The 25,377-nt window shown below is 43.2% G+C and carries 22 protein-coding genes; 15 read left to right on the forward strand and 7 right to left on the reverse strand.

Annotated features, from left to right (window positions below; all coding sequences use genetic code 11):
* The first annotated feature begins 4 nt into the window (after nt 1-4).
* The 4 genes from BET10_RS17835 (at nt 5) to BET10_RS17850 (ending at nt 4,333) form a co-directional block, all read left to right on the forward strand.
* A complete protein-coding gene (locus tag BET10_RS17835) occupies nt 5-1,957 on the forward strand; it encodes an acetyl/propionyl/methylcrotonyl-CoA carboxylase subunit alpha (RefSeq protein WP_070986994.1) in 1,953 nt (650 codons plus the stop codon).
* A gap of 1 nt (nt 1,958) precedes the next feature.
* Nucleotides 1,959-2,858 carry a hydroxymethylglutaryl-CoA lyase gene (locus tag BET10_RS17840; protein ID WP_070986996.1) on the forward strand — a complete coding sequence of 300 codons (900 nt, stop codon included), beginning with the start codon at nt 1,959-1,961 and terminating at the stop codon, nt 2,856-2,858.
* 106 nt (nt 2,859-2,964) lie between these two features.
* Nucleotides 2,965-3,663, forward strand: coding sequence for a CoA transferase subunit A (locus BET10_RS17845; RefSeq protein ID WP_070986998.1), 699 nt, complete (start codon nt 2,965-2,967; stop codon nt 3,661-3,663).
* A 10-nt stretch (nt 3,664-3,673) separates the two neighbouring features.
* Complete coding sequence (locus BET10_RS17850; RefSeq protein WP_070986999.1) at nt 3,674-4,333, forward strand: 3-oxoacid CoA-transferase subunit B; 660 nt, start codon at nt 3,674-3,676, stop codon at nt 4,331-4,333.
* An 87-nt stretch (nt 4,334-4,420) separates the two neighbouring features.
* Here BET10_RS17850 and msrA read toward each other — a convergent pair whose 3' ends face one another.
* Nucleotides 4,421-5,623 (reverse strand): peptide-methionine (S)-S-oxide reductase MsrA, encoded by a 1,203-nt coding sequence (gene msrA / locus BET10_RS17855; RefSeq protein ID WP_070987150.1) that lies wholly within the window; start codon nt 5,621-5,623, stop codon nt 4,421-4,423.
* A gap of 259 nt (nt 5,624-5,882) precedes the next feature.
* On the opposite strand from msrA, the gene BET10_RS17860 reads away from it, so the two are divergent.
* The 6 genes from BET10_RS17860 to pcp all read left to right on the forward strand — a co-directional run bounded on the left by BET10_RS17860 (nt 5,883) and on the right by pcp (nt 11,509).
* The gene (locus BET10_RS17860; protein ID WP_070987001.1) at nt 5,883-7,397 is read left to right on the forward strand and encodes a leucyl aminopeptidase family protein; all 1,515 of its coding nucleotides are present in this window, start codon (nt 5,883-5,885) and stop codon (nt 7,395-7,397) included.
* 126 nt (nt 7,398-7,523) lie between these two features.
* The gene (gene pxpB / locus BET10_RS17865; RefSeq protein WP_070987003.1) at nt 7,524-8,180 is read left to right on the forward strand and encodes a 5-oxoprolinase subunit PxpB; all 657 of its coding nucleotides are present in this window, start codon (nt 7,524-7,526) and stop codon (nt 8,178-8,180) included.
* A complete protein-coding gene (locus BET10_RS17870; protein ID WP_070987005.1) occupies nt 8,174-9,100 on the forward strand; it encodes a 5-oxoprolinase subunit C family protein in 927 nt (308 codons plus the stop codon). Before pxpB ends, BET10_RS17870 begins: the two co-directional genes overlap by 7 nt.
* A gap of 9 nt (nt 9,101-9,109) precedes the next feature.
* Entirely contained in the window at nt 9,110-9,838 is a 729-nt protein-coding gene (locus tag BET10_RS17875; protein WP_070987006.1) for a DUF969 domain-containing protein, read from the forward strand.
* Entirely contained in the window at nt 9,835-10,854 is a 1,020-nt protein-coding gene (locus BET10_RS17880) for a DUF979 domain-containing protein (protein ID WP_070987008.1), read from the forward strand. Before BET10_RS17875 ends, BET10_RS17880 begins: the two co-directional genes overlap by 4 nt.
* Nucleotides 10,847-11,509 carry a pyroglutamyl-peptidase I gene (gene pcp, locus BET10_RS17885; protein WP_070987010.1) on the forward strand — a complete coding sequence of 221 codons (663 nt, stop codon included), beginning with the start codon at nt 10,847-10,849 and terminating at the stop codon, nt 11,507-11,509. The genes BET10_RS17880 and pcp overlap by 8 nt, the downstream gene beginning before the upstream one ends.
* 44 nt (nt 11,510-11,553) lie before the next feature.
* Here the strand turns inward: pcp and BET10_RS17890 are convergent, their stop codons facing one another.
* From BET10_RS17890 to BET10_RS17905, 4 genes are all read right to left on the reverse strand, one after another.
* A complete protein-coding gene (locus BET10_RS17890) occupies nt 11,554-13,125 on the reverse strand; it encodes a hypothetical protein (RefSeq protein WP_070987012.1) in 1,572 nt (523 codons plus the stop codon).
* Complete coding sequence (locus BET10_RS17895; protein ID WP_070987013.1) at nt 13,122-13,889, reverse strand: hypothetical protein; 768 nt, start codon at nt 13,887-13,889, stop codon at nt 13,122-13,124. Before BET10_RS17895 ends, BET10_RS17890 begins: the two co-directional genes overlap by 4 nt.
* 69 nt (nt 13,890-13,958) lie before the next feature.
* Nucleotides 13,959-14,852: a hypothetical protein gene (locus BET10_RS17900; protein ID WP_070987015.1), complete on the reverse strand. Its 894-nt coding sequence runs from the start codon at nt 14,850-14,852 to the stop codon at nt 13,959-13,961.
* Nucleotides 14,853-14,885: 33 nt separating this feature from the next.
* Nucleotides 14,886-15,842, reverse strand: a complete 957-nt coding sequence (locus BET10_RS17905) for a M48 family metalloprotease (RefSeq protein ID WP_070987017.1) — start codon at nt 15,840-15,842, stop codon at nt 14,886-14,888.
* A gap of 929 nt (nt 15,843-16,771) precedes the next feature.
* Here BET10_RS17905 and asnB point away from each other — a divergent pair.
* Nucleotides 16,772-18,445 (forward strand): asparagine synthase B, encoded by a 1,674-nt coding sequence (asnB, locus tag BET10_RS17910; RefSeq protein ID WP_070987019.1) that lies wholly within the window; start codon nt 16,772-16,774, stop codon nt 18,443-18,445.
* 77 nt (nt 18,446-18,522) lie between these two features.
* Here the strand turns inward: asnB and pssA are convergent, their stop codons facing one another.
* A complete protein-coding gene (gene pssA / locus BET10_RS17915; RefSeq protein WP_070987021.1) occupies nt 18,523-19,848 on the reverse strand; it encodes a CDP-diacylglycerol--serine O-phosphatidyltransferase in 1,326 nt (441 codons plus the stop codon).
* 254 nt (nt 19,849-20,102) lie between these two features.
* Between pssA and trxB the strand changes: the two genes are divergently transcribed.
* The 4 genes from trxB (at nt 20,103) to infA (ending at nt 22,929) form a co-directional block, all read left to right on the forward strand.
* Complete coding sequence (gene trxB / locus BET10_RS17920; protein ID WP_070987023.1) at nt 20,103-21,056, forward strand: thioredoxin-disulfide reductase; 954 nt, start codon at nt 20,103-20,105, stop codon at nt 21,054-21,056.
* 85 nt (nt 21,057-21,141) lie between these two features.
* Nucleotides 21,142-21,858: a leucyl/phenylalanyl-tRNA--protein transferase gene (aat, locus tag BET10_RS17925; RefSeq protein ID WP_070987025.1), complete on the forward strand. Its 717-nt coding sequence runs from the start codon at nt 21,142-21,144 to the stop codon at nt 21,856-21,858.
* The gene (locus tag BET10_RS17930) at nt 21,851-22,567 is read left to right on the forward strand and encodes an arginyltransferase (RefSeq protein ID WP_070987026.1); all 717 of its coding nucleotides are present in this window, start codon (nt 21,851-21,853) and stop codon (nt 22,565-22,567) included. Before aat ends, BET10_RS17930 begins: the two co-directional genes overlap by 8 nt.
* Nucleotides 22,568-22,710: 143 nt before the next feature.
* The gene (gene infA, locus BET10_RS17935; protein WP_058029687.1) at nt 22,711-22,929 is read left to right on the forward strand and encodes a translation initiation factor IF-1; all 219 of its coding nucleotides are present in this window, start codon (nt 22,711-22,713) and stop codon (nt 22,927-22,929) included.
* A gap of 169 nt (nt 22,930-23,098) precedes the next feature.
* Here infA and clpA read toward each other — a convergent pair whose 3' ends face one another.
* Nucleotides 23,099-25,363: an ATP-dependent Clp protease ATP-binding subunit ClpA gene (clpA, locus tag BET10_RS17940; RefSeq protein ID WP_070987028.1), complete on the reverse strand. Its 2,265-nt coding sequence runs from the start codon at nt 25,361-25,363 to the stop codon at nt 23,099-23,101.
* Nucleotides 25,364-25,377 lie beyond the last annotated feature (14 nt).

Here is a 25,377-nt window from a genome sequence, read left to right on the forward strand (position 1 = left end):
AATCATGTTGAAAAAAATCCTCATTGCAAACCGTGGTGAAATTGCCTGCCGCGTAATGAAAACGGCCAAGCGCCTTGGTTTAAAAACGGTCGCTGTATATTCAGATGCGGACGCGAATTCTTTGCATGTGTCGCTTGCTGACGAGGCATACCACATTGGACCTGCACCGAGTAAAGATTCTTACTTAGTTGCTGATAAAATACTCGAAGTGGCAAAGCTTGCTGGCGCTGATTGCGTGCATCCAGGCTATGGCTTTTTGTCAGAAAATGATCAATTTGCCAATGCTTGTGAGCAAGCTGGCATCGCTTTTATTGGCCCGCTTGCCAGCTCTATTGAAGCCATGGGGTCTAAAACTCGTGCTAAAGAAATCATGGCACAAGCCAATGTCCCATTGGTCCCAGGCTATTACGGACAAAATCAAGACAGCGACTTTCTTGCCTCTGAAGCCGAGAAAATTGGCTACCCTGTACTGATCAAAGCAGCCTTTGGCGGCGGCGGTAAGGGCATGCGCGTAGTGCGTGAAAGCAAAGAGTTTTTAGCAGCTTTAGATGGCGCAAAACGTGAAGCCCTAGCAGGTTTTGGTAACGATTTGGTGTTGTTAGAGCGTTATGTCGACACCCCACGCCACGTTGAAGTACAAGTTTTTGCCGATAACCATGGCAACTGTGTATATTTAGGTGATCGCGATTGCTCATTGCAGCGACGTCACCAAAAAGTCATCGAAGAAGCCCCTGCCCCAGGACTGTCTGACCAACTTCGCAAAGAAATGGGCGAAGCCGCTGTGCGTTGTGCCCAAGCCATTAACTATCGCGGTGCAGGTACGGTGGAGTTTTTGCTTTGTGGTGATGAGTTCTTCTTTATGGAAATGAACACTCGCTTGCAAGTAGAGCATCCAGTGACAGAAATGGTCACAGGCCTTGATTTAGTCGAATGGCAAATTCGCGTGGCAAATAATCAAACACTGCCGCTGACTCAAGCGCAAATCACCCTAACAGGCCACAGCTTTGAAGCGCGCATCTACGCAGAAGACCCGCGTGAAAACTTTATGCCGTTCTCGGGAGAGTTAACGCATCTATCATTCCCTAAAGAAAGTGAAGGTGTGCGTATCGATACTGGCGTACAGACCGGTGCAGAGATCAGCTCATTTTACGATCCGATGATCGCAAAACTTATCGTTCATGGACCAGACCGCGAAACGGCGTTGTTAAAACTGCACCACGCCCTTGAAGAAGTCCACCTTGCTGGTGTTAAAAGCAATGTTGCATTTTTACACTACTTGGCAGGCCACCCTACATTTATGGCAGGCGCGCCAGATACGCACTTTATTGATAGCCAAACTGAAACGCTTACCCAGCAACCTGAGCCACTGGCACCGATGACCTTGCTTGCGGTAGCAGCATTTATAAAACATGCCATGCCCTGTGCAAATAAAACACCTTGGCAAAGTGAGCTGGGTTTTAGACTAAATCAAAGTGCAAAAGTGAATGTGCCATTTTTTGATGGGCCCGTTGAGGCCACTTTAACCAACGGCTTGATAAGTGTTGAGTACAACGGTAAAGCAATCAACATCAGTGCATCACTTGAGCAAACTCAGCTTAATGCCGTGATTGATGGTAAAAAGTACCAAGCGAATGTGCTTGTTGATGAAGATTTAATAACGGTGATGTATCAAGCTTACGCGCATAGCTTTGAACTTAAGTCTAAACATTACATTAGTGAACACGAACATGAGGCCGCCCCCCTAGCAGCGCCTCTAAACGGTACTGTGGTAAAACATTTGCAAAGTCTCAATAGCAAAGTCAGTAAGGGCGATGCGGTAGTAGTCATTGAAGCAATGAAGATGGAATACACGCTCAACGCACCATTTGACGGCACGCTAACAAGCTACTGCTTTGCTGAAGGTGCACTGGTAAGCCACGGTGACATGCTAGCGATTGTTGAACCATTGGAGGCATAACATGGCTTATCCAGATATGGTGCGAATTGTTGAAGTCGGTGCACGAGATGGTTTACAAAATGAAGCCAGCGTCACGACAGAGCAAAAGGTAAACCTTATCAATGCACTCGCAGCGGCGGGATTGCGCGACATCGAAGCAGGCGCATTCGTGTCTCCCAAGTGGGTGCCACAGATGGCTGACTCGGCAGATGTGATCAAAGGCATAAACGTAGCTAAAGAGGTAAACCTCAGTGCATTGACCCCTAATTTAAAAGGTGCAGAAGCAGCTTTAGAAGTTGGTATCAAAGAATTCGCGATTTTTACCGCTGCCAGTGAAGCTTTCACACAAAAAAACATCAATTGCTCGATTGCTGAGAGTATTGAACGCTTCAAACCAGTTATAGAGTTAGCCAAGGCCAATGGTGTAAAAGTGCGCGGCTATGTGAGCTGTGTTTTGGGCTGTCCTTATCAAGGAGAGGTCGAACCAGAAGTGGTGCTTGATGTGTGTAAACAATTGTTGGCTATGGGCTGTTACGAAATCAGCCTTGGTGACACTATCGGTGTAGGTACACCTAATAAAGTCCAAGCATTACTGAGCTTGTTACTCAAGCACATCAGTGCTGACAAGCTTGCGGTACACTTTCATGACACCTATGGCCAAGCTTTAGCTAATATTAGTAAGGCGCTGGAAATGGGCATTGCTACTGTTGATAGCGCCGTTGCAGGTCTTGGTGGATGCCCTTATGCAAAAGGTGCGTCAGGAAATGTTGCCACCGAAGACGTAGTTTACTTACTACAAGGACTTGGCATTAACCCCCAAATTGATTTAGAAAGACTAGCCAAAGCTGGCTGGGCAATTTGCGAGGCGCTAAATAAGCAACCTGTTAGCAAGGTGTCTTTGGCTTTACAAGCGAAGTGCTGAACACTCAATAGCAATATTCAGTGTTCAAACGAATAAAAATTGTGACCACAAGTGGGTAGCCATCTGTGGTCGCATAAGATAACAAATAACCTTTAGGAGTGGGCTAATGGCCGGTTTCGATAAAGTAGTAACAAGCTACGGTGAAGCAATGGAAGGATTGAAAGATGGCGATACCATCATTGCTGGCGGCTTCGGATTGTGTGGTATTCCAGAAGGCTTGATCAACGAAATTAAGCGTAGAAAAACCAAAGAGCTAACGGTTGTTTCTAACAATTGTGGTGTTGATGACTTTGGTTTAGGTGTGTTGCTACATGACCGTCAAATTAAAAAGATTGTTGCGTCTTATGTTGGTGAAAATGCTTTATTTGAACAACAACTGCTTGATGGCATTATTGATGTAGTACTAACTCCACAGGGCACATTGGCAGAGAAGATGCGTGCCGGTGGTGCGGGCATTCCTGCTTTTTACACTGCAACGGGCTATGGTACGCCAGTCGCTGAGGGTAAAGAAGTTAAAGAATTTAACGGTCGCCCATACATTTTAGAAGAATCCATCACGGGTGAGTTTGCCATTGTTAAAGCATGGAAAGCTGACCGCTATGGCAATCTCGTGTTTCGCCATACTGCAATGAACTTTAACCCAATGGCAGCAACAGCGGGCAAGATTACTGTTGCCGAAGTTGAAGAGATTGTTGAACCAGGTGAATTAGAGCCAAGCCAGATTCACACCCCTGGCATTTACGTAAACCGCGTTATCAAAGGCGACTTTGAAAAGCGCATCGAGCGTGTTACTACGCGTAAATAAGGAGAAGAAAATGGCTTTATCACGTGAACAAGTAGCAATGCGTGTAGCTCAAGAGCTACAAGATGGTTTTTACGTCAATTTAGGTATTGGTATTCCAACCCTTGTAGCTAACTATGTACCTGATGGTATTGAAGTTATGCTGCAATCAGAAAATGGCTTATTGGGTATGGGTCCATACCCAACACAAGACCAAGTTGATGCTGATATGATCAACGCGGGTAAAGAAACCGTGACAGCAGCGACAGGTGCAGCAATATTTAATAGTGCCGATAGCTTTGCCATGATCAGGGGTGGTCATGTAGACTTGACGGTTCTTGGTGCATTTGAAGTAGATCAACAAGGCAATATTGCTTCTTGGATGATCCCGAAAAAGTTAATTAAAGGCATGGGCGGTGCAATGGACTTAGTAGCCGGCGCACAGAACATTATTGTGACTATGACCCATGCCAGCAAGCACGGCGATTCAAAACTGTTAGAGGCATGTACTCTGCCATTGACAGGTGTGAATTGTGTGAAAAAAATCGTAACGGATTTAGCTGTGCTAGAAGTAAAAGACGGCGCATTTCATTTGCTAGAACGCGCGCCGGGTGTTAGTGTTGATGAAATTATAAGCAAAACAGCAGGTAAGCTAATCGTCGAAGGCGATATCCCTGAAATGCAGTTTGCCTAACACCATGTACCGCCCTCATTCCCAGTGCCAATGGCGCTGAGTTACCCAAAACCCCTCTCACGAGGGGTTTTTTTTATCTTTAAATCATCATAAAGCACGCGGGACAAATTCTAGCACTGTGGCATTAATACAATAGCGATCGCGCCCATCGGGTCCCTCGCCTGCAAACACATGGCCCAAATGGATACCACTGGATTTTGAGCGTATCTCCGTACGTTGCATACCGTAGCTGTTATCTTCATGATACGTTACGCTGTTTTTGACAGGCTGTTTAAACGATAACCACCCAGTTCCAGAGTTGAACCTATCTTTGGTATCAAATAGCTTCGCACCACTGAGTTTATCGATAAACACGCCATCTGTGGTATTTTTAAACAAGTCATATTGCTTACAAAATGGTGCATCCGTTTTACTTTGAAAAGCCACTTTAAACGCTTCTGAGTCGCCCAGTTTAAAAGCCCCAAGCGCCCTATAAAACGTGTTTTTATCCATAAAGCCTTGATGGGCATACACCTCTTTTCCTTGCTCTAAAAAGATAATCGTAGGCGTTGCCCAGGTAGGCGTTTTAACTTGCAATCCAGCTAGTTGATCAGCATATCGGTAGTGTAAAGGGATGCTACCTTGGTAATCATGTAACACTGTTTTTTTGAGCTTTTCACAGTATGGACAGTAACTTTTAGAATCAAGTACCACTATGTGTTTTCCTAGTAACAGCGCGCTATTATCTTCTTCTTGCTCTTCTTTTTGGTTAAACACCACACCCGTTGCATGGTCAGGACAATAACCATCAGGGTTCTTCACGAGATAATTTTGATGGTACTCTTCCGCAGGGTAAAATGCCGCCAAGGGTTTAATTTGGGTTTGGATCTCACCAAATCCTGCTTGATTAAGTAGTTTTTGATACTGCTTAACCAATGATAAAGCTACGGCTTGCTGCGACTCATCCGTGTACAGAATAATTGATCGATACTGAGTGCCAATGTCATTGCCTTGACGATTTTTTTGCGTTGGGTCATGACTTTCAAAGTACTGCATTAATAGTTGTTCAGTTGTGAGTATGTTGGCGTTATAAGTTACCTTAACCACTTCTGCATAATTGTTGCTGTCAAATCGTCTACTGCGTTTGGTAATGGCGGCATAACTCGCCTTAAAACCCTTGCCATCTGAATAGCCGGACTCTGCGTCCAACACGCCTTCCATCGCCTCATAGCGCTTTTCAGCCCCCCAAAAACATCCAGACCCTAACACGATGGTTTTTATATGTGTACTCGCGTGTTCTGGTGACTGCATAGCGCCCTGCTGAGCAGCCCATACCACTGTGCCTAAAGATAGCACTAGCACTAAATGACTTAACCACTTTGCCATAATTTGTTCCTATAACGCTCTACTCTATAAAAAGCTAGACCCTACACTTACACAATTTCTTTCATGATAGATGGTGTTATCTTAGTTTTTGTCCCCCCTATTTGGCATTTCAACGACAATTTATGACTTTTTGCAGCCTTTTGCGGTAAAAAAGTGACTAATAGTAATTATTAAGAATTTATCGATGAAATTAATGACTCACATAACCGCAGTAGCACTTGCTGTTGCGAGCTCAGGTAGTGCACTTGCCGCACAATTCGAATTCACTTCAAAGCTAACTGACGGTGATACCTTAGTGTTATTTCAAGCAACTGACACTAAAACAGAATTTAAATTTCTAGATAAAGATACCCGTACACAGCTTAACAAAGCTGTTAAAGCCACTGCTTTCTCGGCTGAATATGGTAAAAGCCTTGAGGTACTCGCACCTATTGACAGCGATTATGATCGCATTGTGTTGGTAGGTCTGGGCGAAACCGATGAATTGACCATAGCAAAAATGGCTAAGCTCGGTGGCAATGTACACGCTTCTCTTGCACAAAAGAAAGCGAATAAGGTTGTGATGGCTTTTGAAAAAGTATCAGGGCTTGCCAACAACAGTGAACTAGCTGCTCAGTTTGCACATGGTGCGAATCTGCGCGATCACCGCTTTGAGACTTACAAAGCCTCCAAAACAACCACCAGCATCAGCTATACCTTTGATGTAGCAGACGACAATGCCACCAGCAAACTCTACAAACAACTTGCCAATATAGAGCAAGGAGTATTTCTGGCCAGAGATTTAACCTCAGAGATTGCCAGTGAAATGACGCCTGTAGACTTCGCACAAGCGGCCAAATCCCTCGAACAATACGGCGTTAAAGTTACTGTATTAGAACCTAATGAAATTAAAGCGCTCGGCATGGGGGCACTAGAAGGTGTAGGTCGCGGTAGTAAAGATGGTGCTCGCTTAGTCGTCGCCCATTACAAAGGAAGTGATGAGGCTCCTATTGCACTAGTTGGTAAAGGGATCACTTTTGATTCTGGCGGTTATAGCATTAAAACCGGTAAAACTATCGCACTCATGAAAGGTGATATGGCTGGTGCTGCTGCGGTGCTCGGTACGGTAAAAGCCATGGCTTTGAACAAAACCAAAGTTAACGTCGTGGCCGTCATGGGCATGGCAGCCAACATGGTGTCAGAAAATGCCATCGCCCCAGGTGATGTGCTACGTACTGCTGAAGGCTTAAACGTAGAAGTTCTCAACACAGACGCTGAAGGCCGACTGGTACTCAGTGATGCTATGTGGTACGCACGTAAACATTTTAACCCAGAGATCATGATAGACGTAGCAACACTAACGGGTTCTAAAATTCGTGCTGTGGGAGACCGCTACAGCGCCATTTTCTCTGATGATAAGCATTTAGTAAAAGAGCTAACCATGGCGGGAAAACAAGTTAACGAACAAGTTTGGCGTCTACCGCTTGGCTACAAAGACATGCTCAAGTCTGATATCGCTGATTTAACTAACTTAGGCTCAGGTGGACCAGGTGCAACGACGGCCGCATCATTCTTACAGCATTTTGCAGGTGATACACGTTGGGTACACATTGATATGGCAGGTAATGAATTGTCTAGCGTCGCTGCTGGTGAAGTACCGACAGGTGGCACTGGTTACGGTGTACGCCTACTCAGTGAATGGCTCCTAAGCAATCAATAGGTTAACATTACTCCTAACCTTAGCCATGCCTAGCATGGCTTTTTTTATTACTGTTATATAACAGTTGCGCAGCTGCCCCACCTATTCGCTATACTAATGCCATGATAATTAATAAGAACCGTTAACATGTCAGATGCTCAAAGTTACCTACTCGGAGAGAATGCCTTAGTTCTTTCCTTAAATGTAAACACCCCAACACACGCCCAACAGCGTAAACTGTTTGCACTGTGTGCAACATTACAAGATAGTAACGCTTTTATCGATATTGTCCCGGCTAAATCTTCTGTCACAGCGTATTTAGCTAATCCAAATGACTACCAATATTGGCTCAAACACATCATGTTGCTGTGGCGTGAGTGTGACGACTTCGCTTTTGAAGCTAAGACACACGTTATCGAAACAATTTATGGCGGGGAATTTGGTCCCGACTTAGCTGAGGTAGCTAAGCGGGCTAGCTTAACAGAACGCCAAGTTGTTCAGCTACATTGTTCACAAACATATCAAGTAGAGTTTTTGGGATTTTTACCTGGGTTTGCTTATCTAGGTAAAGTGCCATGCGAATTGCAGCTGCCTCGCAAAACAACACCAAGAAAACAAGTGCCAAAAGGGTCAGTGGCTATCGCTGAGGAACTTAGTGCCATTTATCCAAATCAGTCACCTGGTGGATGGCATTTATTAGGCCGCTGTCAGCACACTCTATTTAATCCAAGCAATAATCCACCCAGCCTTTTTGCACCAGGCGATAAAATAAAATTTGTGCCGCTTAAGGAGGGCGTATGCTAAAAGTCAATAAAAGTGGTGTAATGGCAAGCATTCAGGATATTGGCCGTTTTGGATATCGCCATTATGGCGTTTGCCGCAGCGGAGCATTAGACCCTTTTGCGGTATGTTTGGCAAACTCATTGTTAGACAATCCCGTCCATAAGGCAGTGATTGAAATCACCATCGGCCTCGCTGAATTTGAGTTTACCTCAGCCTGTAATTTTGCACTCACCGGTGGTTGTCTCAACGCTAAATTAAACGACCAAGCGATTTACCCGGGTTGGCGTTATTATGCCAGCGCCGGTGACATACTGACTTTTGGTACCAGTGCACATGCCCAGCGCGCATATCTGTCCGTCGAAGGGGGATTTGAACTCACTCCAGTGATGGACTCATGCGCTACTGATCTTCAATCTCATTTTGGTGGTTTTCAAGGCAGAGCATTAAATGCCGGCGACACGCTCAACTACTATCCATCATCCGTTAAACTTAACACGATCGGGGTGAAGCAGCCTCCTTACTCACAGCAGGTACGAGTACTTAAAGGGCCGCATTGTGATAAGCTACCTGACAACACCTTTGAGCGCTTAATTGAGCAACCATGGCGCGTCAGTGAGTTAAGTAATCGCATGGGTAGCCGATTGACCGGCGATGATTTGTTATCTCACAATGTCTCTATTTCGACACAGGCTGTTCATCCAGGCGTCGTACAGCTGCCACCCAGTGGTGAGCCAATCGTATTGCTGAATGATTGCCAAACCACAGGGGGCTATCCGATTATCGCAAGCGTAATCGACGCTGACTTGCGACTGTTCAGTCAATTTGGGGCAAATCAAAAGTGTCAGTTTATTCCCTGTACGTTAGAGGATGCTCGAAAAGCCAGTGACAAGTTGAGTGCACATTTAGCGCAGTTTTCATTGGCAAAAAATAATAATAACTAGAGTAATTTTATGTCTGAGTTAAACCTTTTGCCTTTGTTAGGCATCGTTATTGTTGTGTTTGGATTTGCACTTCGTTTTAATCCTTTACTCGTTGTCTGTGTTGCTGGATTGGCGACAGGCTGGGCTGTAAATATCGACTTTATCTCTTTGCTAGAAACCTTTGGTGAAAAGTTTATGAACTCACGCCAGTTGGCAAGCTTTTTATTGATATTACCGGTTATCGCCTTACTTGAACGTTACGGTTTACAACAAAGAGCAAAATCTTGGGTTGCCAGCATAAAATCTGTCACCACGTCACGTATTTTAAGTGTTTACTTTATTGTTAGGGAATGCTCTGCTGCCCTTGGACTACTTAGCCTTGCAGGACAGCCTCAGACCGTTAGACCCTTACTCGCGCCTATGGCACTGGGAGCTGCAGCCAATATGCACGGTACACTCCCAAAACATATTCAGGACTTAATCAGCGCTCATGCAGCAGCCTGTGACAACATTGCTGTTTTTTTTGGCGAAGATATTTTCATAGCATTCGGCGCGGTGCTGCTTATGGACGCGTTTCTTAAGGAAAATGGTATCGCTGGCATTGAACCGTTACATATTGGCCTTTGGGCCATTCCTACCGCGATAGCCGCTCTGATTGTACACCTATTTAGACTGGCACGTTTAGAAGCTAAAATTCATCACCTAATGAACGAGTTTAATCACTGCTCCACCGTTGAGATGAGCGAGGAGCTATCATGAGCGCGCCAATTACTGTTACAGTTGAAACTCATTCCATCCTCTCTATCAATAACATTTACTTGCTGATTGGTTTTGTGGTGATGTTTTTAGTCGTTAAAACCCTACAAGATAAAGGCCACCCGAAAAGGTTAACCACCGCCCTATTTTGGTTTTTGTTTGGTAGCGTATTTCTATTTGGTGACTTATCAATTGAACTGCTTGGTGAGTCGCTAACCTACCAATGGGTGGGCATTAGCGTATTGTGCATCGCGTTACTGGCGGGCTTGGGTAAAGTTTCTATGGGCAGTTACGATGTCCCATCAGAACAAGAACTAAATTCCAGAGCGCAGCGTATCGGTAATCATTTATTTATTCCAGCTGTTATGATCCCTGTTGTAACCGTTGTCTGTACACTACTACTAAGCGATATAAACATTGCCAATATCTACCTCTTCGATCAAAAACATGTCACCTTAGCGGCATTGACTTTAGCGTGTGGCGTGGCGTTATTAGCGGGTTGGAAGCTCACTTCAGGCTCGCCATTACTCGCGCTGGGTGAGTCACGCAGGCTCGTTGACTCTATTGGCTGGGCGGCAATTTTGCCACAAATGTTAGCCATGCTTGGCGGCGTATTTATTGTCGCCCAAACTGGTACCGCCATTCAGGATTTAGTTACTCTATTCATTTCACCCGACAATCGCTTTATGTTGGTTGTTTTGTATTGCACGGGCATGGCTCTATTTACGATGATAATGGGCAACGCTTTTGCTGCTTTTCCGGTAATGACCGCAGGAATAGCGGTACCATTTTTGATTCAAGGGCATGGTGCTTCACCAGCTCCCCTTGTCGCTATCGGAATGTATTCAGGGTACTGCGGTACATTGATGACACCAATGGCTGCAAACTTCAATATCGTTCCCGCTGCACTGCTAGACTTAAAAGACAAATATCAGGTTATCAAGGTACAGATCCCCACAGCGTTAACCTTGTTAGCCATTAATATCTTGCTTATGTATGGAGTCATCTTCAATGACTAGGACACAAAAACCCAGTATTTTACTCACGGGATTCGCCCCATTTGGCGGCGAGCACATCAACCCCTCTTGGCAGGCTGTCTCACAGCTTGAAGGAGAACATATTGGCGGTTTTATTGTTCATACCAAAGAGCTGCCATGTGAATTTGGTGCTTCTTTAAAAGAGCTGCATTTAGCAATCGATAAATACGCCCCGCAGTTAGTGCTGTGTATCGGTCAGGCTGGTGGCAGAGCTGAAATTTCGCTAGAGCGCGTGGCTATCAATGTCAATGACGCACGCATACCAGACAATGCAGACAAGCAACCCATAGACACCCCAGTTATTGCAGGTGGCCCTGCGGCATATTTCACTAACTTGCCTATCAAGCGCTTGCTACTAGCTTTACAACAAGCTGAAATCCCAGCAGCCATCTCGAATACAGCAGGGACTTATGTCTGTAATCATGTTATGTATGGCTTAATGCATTTGATAAATCAACATGATACCCATGTAAAAGGTGGGTTTATTCATATTCCATACCTCCCCTCACAGGCTGTTAATCATCAAGGCTCAGCAAGTATGAGTTTAGAGACCGTGGTGAGTGCATTAAGAGTGATTATTACCTGTGCAATACAAGACAAACAAGACATTAAAGTGGCAGCTGGAACAACGCACTAAGCTAAAATGCTCAGCTTTTAACAAAGCTGAGCAGTAGATTGACATTAATTGCTTACCTGAGTTTTGTAAACGTTAAATAAGTCATGTTGTAGTGGGTCAAGGATCTTCTTCTCATAGCCTACAAATGCCTCGATGAGCTGCTGTGCTGACATAGGCTGCTCAGCTCTTGTTTGAATATAATTAAGCGCTGAAACGGCAATTGGCGTTGAGAACGACGAACTATGGAAAACAGAATATATCGGCCCGGCTGTAAGCACCCCATACAACGTCATTGGGAACGCTCGCGTGCGGTTTTTTATACCATTGTCTTTGTAACCACCTGTTGGAATATAGACATCACTACACATCCAAATATTGTAGTCATCAATACTGAGTTTTGAGTTGTCACTAACGCCCTCAACAGGCACTGACTCAATGCCTAGACTCTTCATTGAAGTTAACGGGTTTGCAACCCTCAGCCTTGGGCTAATATCTGAGTCACAATCAATCGGAAAGTTCACATCATCCTCCGATAGTGAATGTGACGCTTTAGGTATACCCGCCTGAACGAGTAATGGCTGGCGTGTTTCATTCTGCTCAGTGATATATGTCATGGTTGCCAGCTTTTCAATGTAACGGTGCTCCAATGCCATCAATGAGCTCATCACCGACTCAGTCAGTACACTGCCACATTTAGCGGCAACGGTCTCTTCTAGTACCTGCTTGGACACACCAAATGACGCATTGATAAAGCGTATCTTATGTTGTTTGACAGCCTCCTGTAGCCCTGCAAGTGCACTATCCTGCTTGCTGGTCATATTGTCCAGCTCTTGTTTTACTAAGTTCTCATCATCACTCGCAAGTGCATCACAAGCGCTTGAAGTCATCCAGTGCTTATCCTCTACTAACAACAATTGTGCTTTGGGGTTGTATTCAAACAAAAAAGCAGCAACATGTGCTCCATGCCCGTCTCCCAGTGAGAACGGCGCACCTTTTTCGTTGATCAGAGGCAAAAACTTAGAGGCAAAATCTGCTGATATCATTGAAAAGTTAATGGCCGATAAACTTTGCTCAGCACCGCTTACTTTCTCAAACACGGTTTGCGCATCCTTCGGCACTTCAAATACTGGCCTGTATGGCACAAGGTTCAACTGGGCATCAAACGACATTAAATCAAGCACTCTATCGCGATAAGCTGATATAGCTTGTTTGGCCAGACCATAATCAATCACTAAGATACGCTGATTCTCATCAAATTTGTCAGCATTAAACGGCTTAGGCTCGAAAACAACCTCGACAAGATCACAACTATTTGGCAACCCATTACAAGTTGACTCTGTAACGATTTTAGAAACCTCTTCGACGATGTTCTTATCTTGTTCTAGCACGGGATACTTTGGAAATAGGATCCCTTGCTGTTCAACAAGACGGTCTGCCGAGGTTGGTGGAATAACATCGGGTTCGGGTTCTGGCTCAGGGTTGGGCTCAGGGTTGGGCTCAGGCGCTGGGGTCGGTTCATCTGGAGTAACGATATCCGGTTTGGAAGTATCATTATTTGTGGGGGCTACGGCATCATCACCACCACCACATCCACATAAAGATGTCACAACCAGTGATGATAAAATCAGTCTTTTCATAATTGCTCCTTGACCAAATTTAAGCGAGTTTTTAACTCTTCCATTTTGTTATCCGGCAGTAAGAGTACTGTTTCGGAAAGCGATAGTCCAGTTGTAAATAAGTCGTGACTTTTCTTTGAATATCCTGAAAACGCAATGATCTCTTCAAAATTGCTCATTAGCTCATCTTGTGTCAGAGAGTCAGTATACTTAAACATCAGATCGACATAGTCGTGTTCAATCCCCTTACTCCATTGCTCATTGTTAATTCGCTTAGATAAACCTGAAATGGTACGCTCGATAGCATCACGTTGACCATTCTTTGATAGATAACCTAAGTAATCTATCGCCAATAGCCTCGCATGGGCCTGATTGCTGGCAAAAACCGACTCTGCAAGGCCAGCCTGAACTAAAATATCTTGCTGCAATTTGTGCATTTTTGAGTCTAGCGCCCACCGCTCAAATAACGCTGTTTTTCTCTGTGCCCGATCAGCGTACTGATTAAACTCGATGTAACTCGTAACATCCTTTTTCGCCGCATCCAAAACAGATGAGTCAAACGCGCTTGCATGGGTATTACTATTTGATAATGCTTCCTTACTGTGAATGACAGCGAGGCTCGTTGTTTGTTCCGCGTTACTATGCTCACCACTGGCAGTAGTAGCATAATTTGTTGGTGTTTTTTTTGCTGCTGTATCTTCAGTCCCAATAAACTGTGTGGTCGCAATGATCGAACCTAGAATAACAAGTGAGACAGCCAACGCCACATGGTTTTTTTTAATCATAATAGTTCCTACAAAAAACCAACTGCGGATAGTTGTAATACCCACAGTTGGTTTAGTTATTGCTGTGTATTACTGTCTAACTTGGAATTTAGCCATTTCGCTCATTAGAATGTTCTGCCAGTAAAGGTCACCCATTACTAAACCATTCGCGATTACTAAGTGGCCTTGCTCATCATCTGAGTCTGTCAGTAAGTTATAAACAACTTGATCTTGTGCACCTTGCTCAATTGCAGTGATCACGTCGATAGAACCGTCTTCTTTTACCAACTTGTCACCAACACTCAGATTGCGTGCTACATCCATTTTACCTGATGCTAGTAGTACGCCATGCTCTTCAGATAAACCAATACGAATGCCCGACGCAGTGTTAACGATAACAAGTGGCTTTTCTTCAGGGCCTTTTGTTGTATCTGTAACTTGCTCTAGGTCAAATTGCACATCTGACATAGTCGCGGTATCTGCCATTGCCAATACATCGTACTGCTTTTCGTTATCGAATAAGTCCTCGATGTTTACTTGACTAGTAACGCTAGTGCCAGATAAACGCGCAGATATTTTGGTACCAAGCTCAAAACAACCACAACGACATACAGCAATTAATTTTGAAGGGTCAAACTGGTTACATACCGGCGCAAAGTTGTTTTCTTTTGCATAGTAGTACTCAGTATCGTTGATACATCTTCCACGCGCGTAATCACGGTATTGGCGACATTCTTCTTGAGATAACTCAGTGCCGTTACAACGCGCCTTTAGCTGATCAACATATTTTTGATCCAAAAAGCGGTTCGTTTCTGTTGTACCTGTGCCGCCGCCACCTTCACAATCAATTGCCATTTCCCCCTCAGCCGCTAACATACATGGCTCAGGAAACTCAGGTACTGGCATGCGTGCCTCTGCACTGGTTGCCAACATGAATGCGACAGAGAAACTCAACAAAAGCGCTACATTTTTTAGAATATTCATTGTTTTTCCTTAATTTTTATATGATTAATTCTGTTATTCAACTAAACGAGGTTTGTACCAACACTTAGGACGGAATGCGTCATTTGCGTTAGGGACATCGAGTGTTTTTGAGATGCTTGCACAGTGATTGCGTGCAGATTCAAGCTCGGCGTAAATAGATTGACGGCCTAAAGCCGCATCTTTGCCTGGGATCAGGAAGCTATCGTCCTCGATTTTACACAATGCGCCTTCAACATACGTGTCTAAGCGGCACTGAGGTTGTGGATGGTTTTCGTACGTTTGAGAGACAACTGATCTATCTCTGTCATCAAAACTAACGTGTTGGCCACGACCAGCTGCCAGTAGCTTTGCCAATGAAAGACCCGCCATAGATGTTCGATAGCAAAGGTTTTGCTCATAATAGCTACCATACGTGGCATCGCACTGTCTTTTCGCTGTTGGATGAACAGAGTATCGATATTGACTGTTGTCGTCATTACTCCAGATTTTCTTCGCGCAAGAATGAGAAGCAAAGTAGTCAGATTGCCCTTCACTTGACGCCCAACGCGTTCCTTTAAATGGAAAACCGCCTAAATGATGCCCCAATTCATGGCAAACAACTAACGCGAAGCCGTCAGCAGTAACTTCAGGTGCTCGTGCTAGACCACCAAACATTGATACGATCCAGTTATTACCTTGCTGCATTGCGTAAGCATTAACCGTATCGTCGTTCCAGTTTCTTTTCCAAACTAGGTTTGCACCGTGGGAGTTTACAAGTGGCTCGTAGTAGATGTTCACTTCATCAATAATGCGGTTGAATTCCGCTTCACTAATGTTACCGCCACCTGCATTATGCCTAAGATGTAAATTATTCTCAGGCATAAATATGTCAGCATGGTTTATTAACGATGCTTGCTCAAACCCACTTTCTCCTGAAGAGTGAGCCTGAACACCTCCAGCAAAAACTGCTAACATCGACGCAGCTATCACTGTGATTTTTGCTTTAATCATTTTAAATTTTCCTTATTTAACTGATCGTACACATAACCGTGTACCCAATTAATTTAAGGAAAAACAGGAATAAAAAACACACAAAAACTGACTGATATTACTGCAATATTAGAGTTTTTATACTGGGAACGTTATATGAAATAATGAACAAAGCACCATGATAAATATCGAAAGTTTATAAGCTGTAAAAACAGTTAATTATGACGAAGCAGAAACCACTTGTTAAGAAAACAAAAACAAAGCAAACACAATGATAGTTTTTAGTATAATTTTTATTAATCAATCTAGTGAGTTTCACAGCTAAATATTATAAAAAAACTTTCATTTCATATTTATTAATATTGCTAAATTTTAAAATCTATTACTGTTCAAAGGGATACTGCTCCCTCCCTGTCCGACACAGCCACACATGCCTAGTTTTTTTATTGTATGTTGCCATTCTATTTGCCATGTTCATCAATTCTACGCTGTGACAAGCTAGTAGAGTTGTACAACTCACGTGAGACTATATCTATCGCTCAATACTACTTGAAATACTTTGCACCATTTAGGGGCGCTTCCTCCTAATTGAACTAAGCTAACACGTTTAATTTGAGCGTATTTCACTCAACATTCTTCTCGAAATGGATCGACAAGCCCACCCCTGCACCAAATAAGTGCAAAAGCGCTATAAGTTGCACCAACCTTGCACAAAATTATTCCAAGAAAAACTATTTTTATATGTGACTTAGCGTGCCAATTCTGATACATCTAAGGCTATCGCCGAGTTATGCAAAACACCCAAAGTTTGTCGCTTTGACGTGATTCAAACAAATGTTATGTCATTACTTGGCCCATCTATAAAGTTATATCGTGCTTCTTATTTACTTTTGTGTATTAGAAGTGAGCGATAAACACCACAACAAATCAACACAGGAATGAGGTAATTTATGTGTTCAATTTTTGGCGTATTGGAGCTTAAATCCGATCCCACAGAGCTTCGCGCTCAAGCGATAGAAATGTCAAAACTGCTGCGCCACCGCGGCCCAGATTGGTCTGGAGTGTATTCATCTGATAAAGCCATCTTAGTCCATGAACGACTTGCAATTGTTGGTGTTTCAAGCGGTGCTCAGCCTTTGTATAACCCAGAAAAAACACATATTTTAGCGGTAAACGGCGAGATCTATAACCACAAAGAGCTGGCCAAGAACTTAGAGATTGAATTTGAATTTCAAACAGAATCTGACTGTGAAGTTATTTTGGCGCTTTACAAGCAAAAAGGGCCTGAGTTTTTAGATGACCTCAATGGCATTTTTGCTTTTTGTTTATACGACGAAGAAAAAGATGCCTATCTAATTGGCCGAGATCACATTGGTATTATTCCTTTGTATACTGGCCGAGACCAACATGGGAACTTCTATGTTGCGAGTGAAATGAAGGCTTTAACTCCGATTTGTACACAAATCGAGGAGTTTCCTCCTGGTCACTACCTATATTCAACAGATGGTGAACTGCGCCCTTACTACAAACGTGACTGGCAACAGTTTGATACGGTGAAAGATAACGATGCCAGCGCGACTGATGTCAAAAATGCACTTGAAGCTGCCGTTAAACGCCAACTGATGTGTGATGTACCATATGGTGTACTACTGTCAGGTGGTTTAGATTCGTCCGTGATATCTGCTATTACACAAAAGTTTGCAGCAAAACGTATCGAAGACAATGATGCCTCAGATGCTTGGTGGCCAAAACTGCACTCTTTCTCTATTGGCTTGGAAGGCTCACCTGATTTAGCGGCGGCCCAAAAAGTTGCCGATGCAATTGGTACGGTTCACCACCCTATTCACTTTACAGTACAGCAAGGCATTGATGCACTTAAAGAAGTTGTTTACCACCTCGAAACCTATGATGTAACAACCATTCGCGCATCAACGCCAATGTATCTAATGTCGCGTCAAATTAAAGCGATGGGCATTAAAATGGTGCTCTCTGGTGAAGGTGCCGATGAGTTATTTGGCGGCTACTTATACTTCCATAAAGCGCCAAACGCACAAGAATTTCACGAAGAGCTCAACAGAAAAGTTTCCAAGCTACACATGTTTGATTGCCTACGCGCAAACAAGTCAATGGCGGCTTGGGGTGTAGAGGCGCGAGTGCCATTTTTAGACAAGGAGTTTGTGGACGTTGCAATGCGAACCAACCCCGAATACAAAATGTGTAAAAATGGGCGAATCGAGAAACATATTTTACGCGAAGCGTTCGATGGCTATTTACCTGATGAAGTACTTTGGCGACAAAAAGAGCAATTCTCTGATGGCGTTGGTTACAGCTGGATCGATTCACTCAAAGCACATGTTGAAGAACAGGTTTCCGATCAAGATCTGGAAAATGCTAAATATCGCTTCCCTATAAATACACCTGACAGTAAAGAAGCCTATTTTTACCGCCTGATCTTTACAGAGCACTTCCCAAGTGATGCAGCTGCCCACTGTGTACCTCATGGCAAATCTGTGGCGTGTTCGACGCCCGAAGCGCTGGCTTGGGATGAGTCGTTCCAAAACAATGCAGACCCTTCTGGTCGCGCGGCTAGCGTACACAACGAGGCTTATAAAGCAAAAGCTTAGACTATTAAATGATGATAAAAAACCCAGCACCTGTGCTGGGCTTTTTATGTCGAAATGGTAGGTTAACTATCTATAACCTAAATAAAACGCTTGATAATAAAATCAACCTTTACCCGTTTGGCTTGGCCTAATAGTTTTCTAACTGGTAATGGGTAGTCATCCAATGTTTCTACATCTTCTGGCCCGCTTAACAGTCGACAGTTTGCCAAAATAGCCTGCTTTTCTTTTTCTATATCTGCTTGGATCTGATGGTCTGGATCTTCGATCAGAATGCCATTTTCAATGTCCAAACCCCAAGCTCTTGGATTAAGGTTATGCCCGCTCAGCAAATGCGTGTGGTTATCTTTGCATATACCTTTTAGGTGAAATGAATTGTTCCCTTCTTTCCACAAATATACTTTTAGCTGACCGGACTTAATAAAACGATGTTGAGACTTTAAGAACTTTCTCAATATGGTTTCATACAGATATGGCAGCGCACCAATACGGCTAAATGGCTGACTTGGACATATATAGAAGTCATTAGCTGTTTTGTCACCTACAACAATGCTGACCTGTTGCCCTTGTTTCAGTAAACGGCGCAATGAGCGTAGTAACGGTGCAGGAAAGTTAAAGTACGGTGTGTATAACACCAACTCGTGCTCTGTAGTATCAAATAAGCTCTTGATTAATCTGTTTAGTTTATTTGTACGCCGACCAAAGCCTAGAAAAGCGCGAACATTAAGCCCTGCATTGCAGTCTGCACCTTCAAACGTATATTTTGCCTTCTTAAGGTCACGCATAAGCTGCTTTTGTGCCAACTTTATATCCGCTAACTTCGGTAGTGGTCTAGTATCTAAACGAGCCACCGCTTCAGAACTCAGAAGGTGCGTTTCAATAAAGTGGCAAAAGCTATTCGCAAGTAAAGGCTGTTTAATTACAAAGTATCTATCTAATCTATACTTATCATCATAATGTAAATACACATTATTTAAGCTTGCTCCACTGTACAATACCGTATTGTCAATGACGAAACCTTTGAGGTGTAACACACCAAATAGCTCTTTTGCTTTTACCGGCACACCATACACTTTTACATTACTATGTGTCTGAGCCAGTTTGTCGCAATATAGTTTCGCATTTCCTTCAGATCTTTCCTCGCCAATTAAGCCACGTTGTGCTCGATGGAAGTCGACCAACACGTTAATTTCAAGCGCTGGATTTTCAAGCGACTTCTTATGCAAAGCTTCTAAAATCTCACGGCCTGCTTCATCGTCTTGTAAGTACAATGCGGTGATGTAGATCCTTTCCTCTGCACCACGTATCAAGTCGAGTAATTCATCATGATACTGCTTTGCATCCGTTAAAATTTGGATTTTATCAGCTGTCAATGCAAATCCAGGTGTATCCTGCCAAAATGCCATAAATACCTATTCGTTAGGGGCTATTCTCTAGAGAATAACGAAACAAAATTACTAAGAACATACCAAAAAAAAACAATTTGATCATCGAATAGCGTTAGTTTTGCCTCTGATGGCTTAAATATCCATCAAGTACAGTATTTTTGACAACTGTACGATTTAGAGAAAAATGAAATTACGGTTTTATTTTACATCTAGGTTGAATTACATAGAATCGACCTCATTAATTCTCGGTATGTTAATTTTAGGAATGACCCATGAGTGATGTTAAACACTGCAAACTGCTTATTTTAGGCTCAGGCCCCGCTGGCTACACTGCTGCAGTCTATGCTGCACGTGCAAACTTAAATCCAGTATTGATCACTGGTATGCAACAAGGTGGACAATTAACCACTACAACTGAAGTTGAGAACTGGCCTGGTGATGCCCACGGTTTAACAGGTCCTGCGCTTATGGATCGCATGAAAGAACATGCAGAAAGATTCGAAACGGAAATTATTTTTGACCATATTAATAAAGTAGATGTGACTAAGCGCCCTTTCACATTAACAGGTGATCAAGGTACTTATACGTGCGACGCACTTATTATCGCCACTGGTGCATCGGCTAAATACCTTGGTATGGAATCTGAAACAGCGTTCCAAGGGCGTGGTGTGTCAGCTTGTGCTACATGTGATGGTTTCTTCTACCGAGGCCAAAAAGTAGCTGTTGTTGGTGGTGGTAATACCGCCGTTGAGGAAGCCTTATATTTGTCTAATATCGCTGAAGAAGTTCACGTGATTCACCGTCGTGATACATTTAGAAGTGAGAAGATCCTTTCAGATCGTCTACTTGAAAAAGCGAAAAATGGTAACGTCGTTCTACATTTGAATCGCACTTTAGATGAAGTGTTAGGTGATGATATGGGCGTAACAGGAATTCGAATTAAAGATACGGATTCTGAAAACACTGAACAGCTAGATTTGGCTGGTGTGTTCATCGCTATCGGCCACAAGCCAAATACAGATATGTTCGCAGGGCAACTTGAAATGAAAGATGGCTACCTTGTTGTACAATCAGGGCTGCACGGCAATGCTACACAGACCAGCGTTGAAGGTGTATTCGCAGCAGGTGATGTGTCAGATCACATCTATCGTCAAGCAATCACTTCTGCTGGCACAGGCTGTATGGCGGCTTTAGATGCAGAGCGTTACTTAGATAACTTAAAATAAATCTTGAAATGGGAGCAAATGCTCCCATTTTATTTATCACAGTTTTGCGCTATTTTAGCTATATCAGAAGCCATAACGTCTTTATATGACACAGCAATTATTCCACCTCAATCTGCACGATACTTTTTTTCCACCATGTAAATATGCTTTAAAAGACCCTGATGGCCTGCTAGCTATTGGTGGCTGTTTAAGTGTTGCACGTTTAAAAGTTGCCTACGCCAATGGTATATTTCCTTGGTTCAATGAGAACGAGCCCATCATGTGGTGGTCACCTAGCAATCGGGGGATTCTTGAACTTGACGAATTTCATGTCAGTCGGTCCTTAAAAAAGGCACTGCGACAACTGAACCCAACCGTCACAGTCAATACTGCGTTTAATGACGTTATCAATGCTTGTAGGATGCAACGTATTAATAAAGAGGGAACATGGATAAACAGTGATATGTTACTAGCCTACCAGAATGCACACGAAAAGGGTTTAACACATAGTCTAGAGCTGTGGCAAAACGATCGCCTTATCGGAGGTCTATATGGCGTAATGCAATCTGGTGTGTTTTGTGGCGAATCAATGTTTTTTTATCAGCCTAATGCATCGAAGTTGGCCATGTGGGCATTGACTAATTGGCTGAGAAGGCATAATGCCCATTTCATTGACTGTCAGCTAGAAAACCCTTATCTAACAAGTCTAGGTGCAAAAGTTATATCTCGAGATGAATTCTTGACTAGACTTAATGTAGCGGCACAATTTAACGTGCCAAAAACAATGTGGCTTGCTCAAACATTGGATGACATTTATGACTGAACACTTTCCTTCTAAAATTGGTCTGAGTCAGCAGTTTAGTTGCAGTTATCTGCCGCAGCAAAACGAGCAGTTATTAGTGATTCTGGATCCGAACTGTTACACGCCAGAGCGCTTTGAAGCACTGTTGGAATTGGGGTTTCGGCGCAGTGGTGATCAAATTTACCGCCCTCACTGTCCAAAATGTAGTGCGTGTCAGTCTATTCGTATTCCGACAAAACTCTTCACCCCCTCAAAGTCTCAAAAGCGTAAGTTAAAAAAAATAACGCAAGAGTTCTCTTTTACAGTCAGTCATAAAGAGAGGGAGGAATATTATCCTCTGTATGAAAAGTACATTTCACTTCGACATTACGATGGCAGTATGTATCCGCCGAACAAACTGCAATATGAAAGCTTTCTGTTTTGTCAGTGGCTACCTATCTCTTTTATTGAGCTTTGGCATAATGACAAACTCATTGCCGTTGCCGTGACTGATACTATGCCAAATGCTTTGTCAGCTATCTATACATTTTTTGACCCTGAGTATGACAGTTACAGCCTTGGAAATGTTATGATAATGGCACAGATTGAACACGCGAAAAAATTAGACAAAGAATTTGTTTATTTAGGCTATCAAATCGATAGCTGCAAAAAAATGCGTTATAAGTCACAATTTTTACCTGCTCAAAGATTTGTAAACGATGTTTGGATTGAGCAAGATCCGCCTCAATAACGTGGACAATATGTACTGTGTAAGTAAAAATGAACTTAAATTGGCTATTTAAATAACAAATTTTTGACCCTTACCTTTACTTATTGCCAGCTTTTGGGCAAAATCTCCAGCGTTTAATTATTCAAAGAGGTGTTACGCTACACATGGCGAAAGAAGACGTAATTGAAATGCAAGGCACAGTCCTTGATACTTTACCAAATACAATGTTCCGCGTTGAGCTAGAAAATGGCCACGTGGTGGTTGCTCATATTTCAGGTAAAATGCGCAAAAACTATATCCGTATTCTTACTGGTGACAAAGTGACGGTCGAAATGACACCGTACGACTTGACCAAGGGACGCATTGTCTTCCGCGCTCGTTAATCGAACCGTGTAGAAACCTGCCGTTAATTAGTACAATCTTAGGTTGTAGACTTCACTTGCGTTTAGCTATTTTATTTAAATGATAAGTCGTTGTTACTATCGGTGAGTATTCGATATATAACAAAAAGCCTAGCAAATGCTAGGCTTTTTGACGTGTAAAGCTCTGATGCTATGCCGATACAAGATTAGACTCATATCTAAAGTCCAGCTCTCCAGCCTTAACGCCAATTTTAACACTACCACCCTCGCTTAGCTTACCAAACAGGATCTCGTTCGCCAGTGGCTTTTTAAGCTTGTCTTGGATAACTCTTGCCATCGGTCTTGCCCCCATAGCTTTATCATAACCAAGGTCACCAAGCCATTCACGCGCTGCGGAAGTAAGTTCCAAGTTAACTGACTTTTTATCCAGTTGTGCTTGTAGTTCCACTACAAACTTATCAACAACTTGCAAAATAACTTCTTTTTCAAGGTGATTAAACCAAATGATGTTATCTAGTCGGTTTCTAAACTCAGGCGTAAACACCTTATTGATCTCAACCATTGCATCGTGTGAGTGATCTTGCTCTTGGAAACCAATAGATTTACGCACGGTTTCCTGCACACCCGCATTAGTGGTCATAACTACAACTACATTGCGAAAATCCGCTTTGCGACCGTTATTGTCAGTTAATGTACCGTGATCCATAACTTGCAGTAAGATATTGTAAATATCTGGGTGTGCTTTCTCAATTTCATCTAAAAGCACCACTGCATGGGGGTGTTTTATTACCGCATCAGTCAGCAGTCCACCTTGTTCAAATCCTACGTAACCTGGAGGCGCACCAATTAATCTGCTAATTGCATGACGCTCTGAGTATTCAGACATATCAAAGCGAATAAACTCCACACCCATACACTTAGCTAACTGCTTAGTTACCTCTGTTTTACCTACCCCGGTAGGTCCTGCAAACAGAAATGAGCCGATCGGTTTATCTTCATTAGCAAGCCCTGATCGAGACAGACGTATTGCTGACGTTAAAGCATCGATAGATTGGTCTTGACCAAACACCAACATTTTCAAATTACGATCTAAGTTCTTCAAGGTCTCTTTATCACTATTAGAAACGCTTTGTTGAGGAATTCTCGCAATTTTTGATACGATCATCTCAATATCTGAAACACCGATTGTTTTTTTACGTCTTGATGCTGGTTGCAAGCGCTGATTAGCACCCGCTTCATCAATCACATCAATTGCTTTATCTGGCAAATGACGCTCATTAATATACTTGGCACTTAGCTCAGCTGCAGCTCGCAATGCCTTTTGCGTATAACGAATACCATGATGCTCTTCATAACGCTCTTTTAGTCCATATAAGATTTTGGTGGTATCAGCCACACTCGGTTCCACCACGTCAATTTTTTGGAATCGACGAACTAGCGCTCGGTCCTTTTCAAAAATATTCTTAAACTCAGTATATGTGGTTGAGCCCATACAACGGAGTTGACCGCTAGATAGCAATGGTTTTATCAAGTTTGATGCATCCATCACGCCACCCGACGCAGCACCTGCACCTATGATGGTGTGTATTTCGTCAATGAATAATATTGCTTGTGGTTTTGACTGCAGCTCCTTTAGCAATGCTTTGAAACGTTTCTCAAAATCACCTCGGTATTTAGTCCCCGCAAGCAAAGCCCCCATGTCTAGCGAATAAACCACTGCATCTTCGATAACTTCAGGTACTTGCTTGTTGATAATGCGATATGCAAGTCCCTCAGCAATAGCTGTTTTACCCACCCCTGCTTCACCAACAAGTAAAGGGTTGTTTTTCTTACGACGACATAAAACTTGAACCGTACGCTCAACTTCATCATCACGTCCTACGAGCGGATCCACCTGTCCTGCTTGCGCTAACGTATTGAGGTTGGTTGTAAAGTTCTCCAACTTAGTTTTTTCTTCGTTTTGTACGTCACTCGAATCGTCATGAATGTCTTCATGATCATCGTGATCAGATTCCTCATCAACTTTTGAAATACCATGAGAAATAAAATTAACAATATCGAGGCGGCTAATATCGCTCTTTTTCAACAAATAAACCGCTTGGCTTTCTTGCTCTGAGAAAATCGCTACCAACACGTTAACACCGGTAACTTCACTACGCCCTGATGATTGTACGTGAAATACTGCACGCTGTAATACGCGCTGAAAGCCCAACGTTGGCTGCGTTTCTCTGTCTTCTTCTAAATCGGGAATAACAGGCGTTGTTTCGTCAATGAATTCTGACAATTCCCGTTTTAGATTTTCTATATCCACCCCACAGGCGCCTAACGCCTCTCCTGCCGATGGGTTATCAATTAGCGCCAATAACAAATGTTCAACTGTCATGAATTCATGGCGACGCGTGCGCGCCTCGCGAAAAGCGGCGTTTAAGGTAACTTCTAGATCTTTATTTAGCATTGGCAACCCCCAAA

The organism is Pseudoalteromonas amylolytica, assembly GCF_001854605.1.
Lineage (GTDB): Bacteria > Pseudomonadota > Gammaproteobacteria > Enterobacterales > Alteromonadaceae > Pseudoalteromonas > Pseudoalteromonas amylolytica.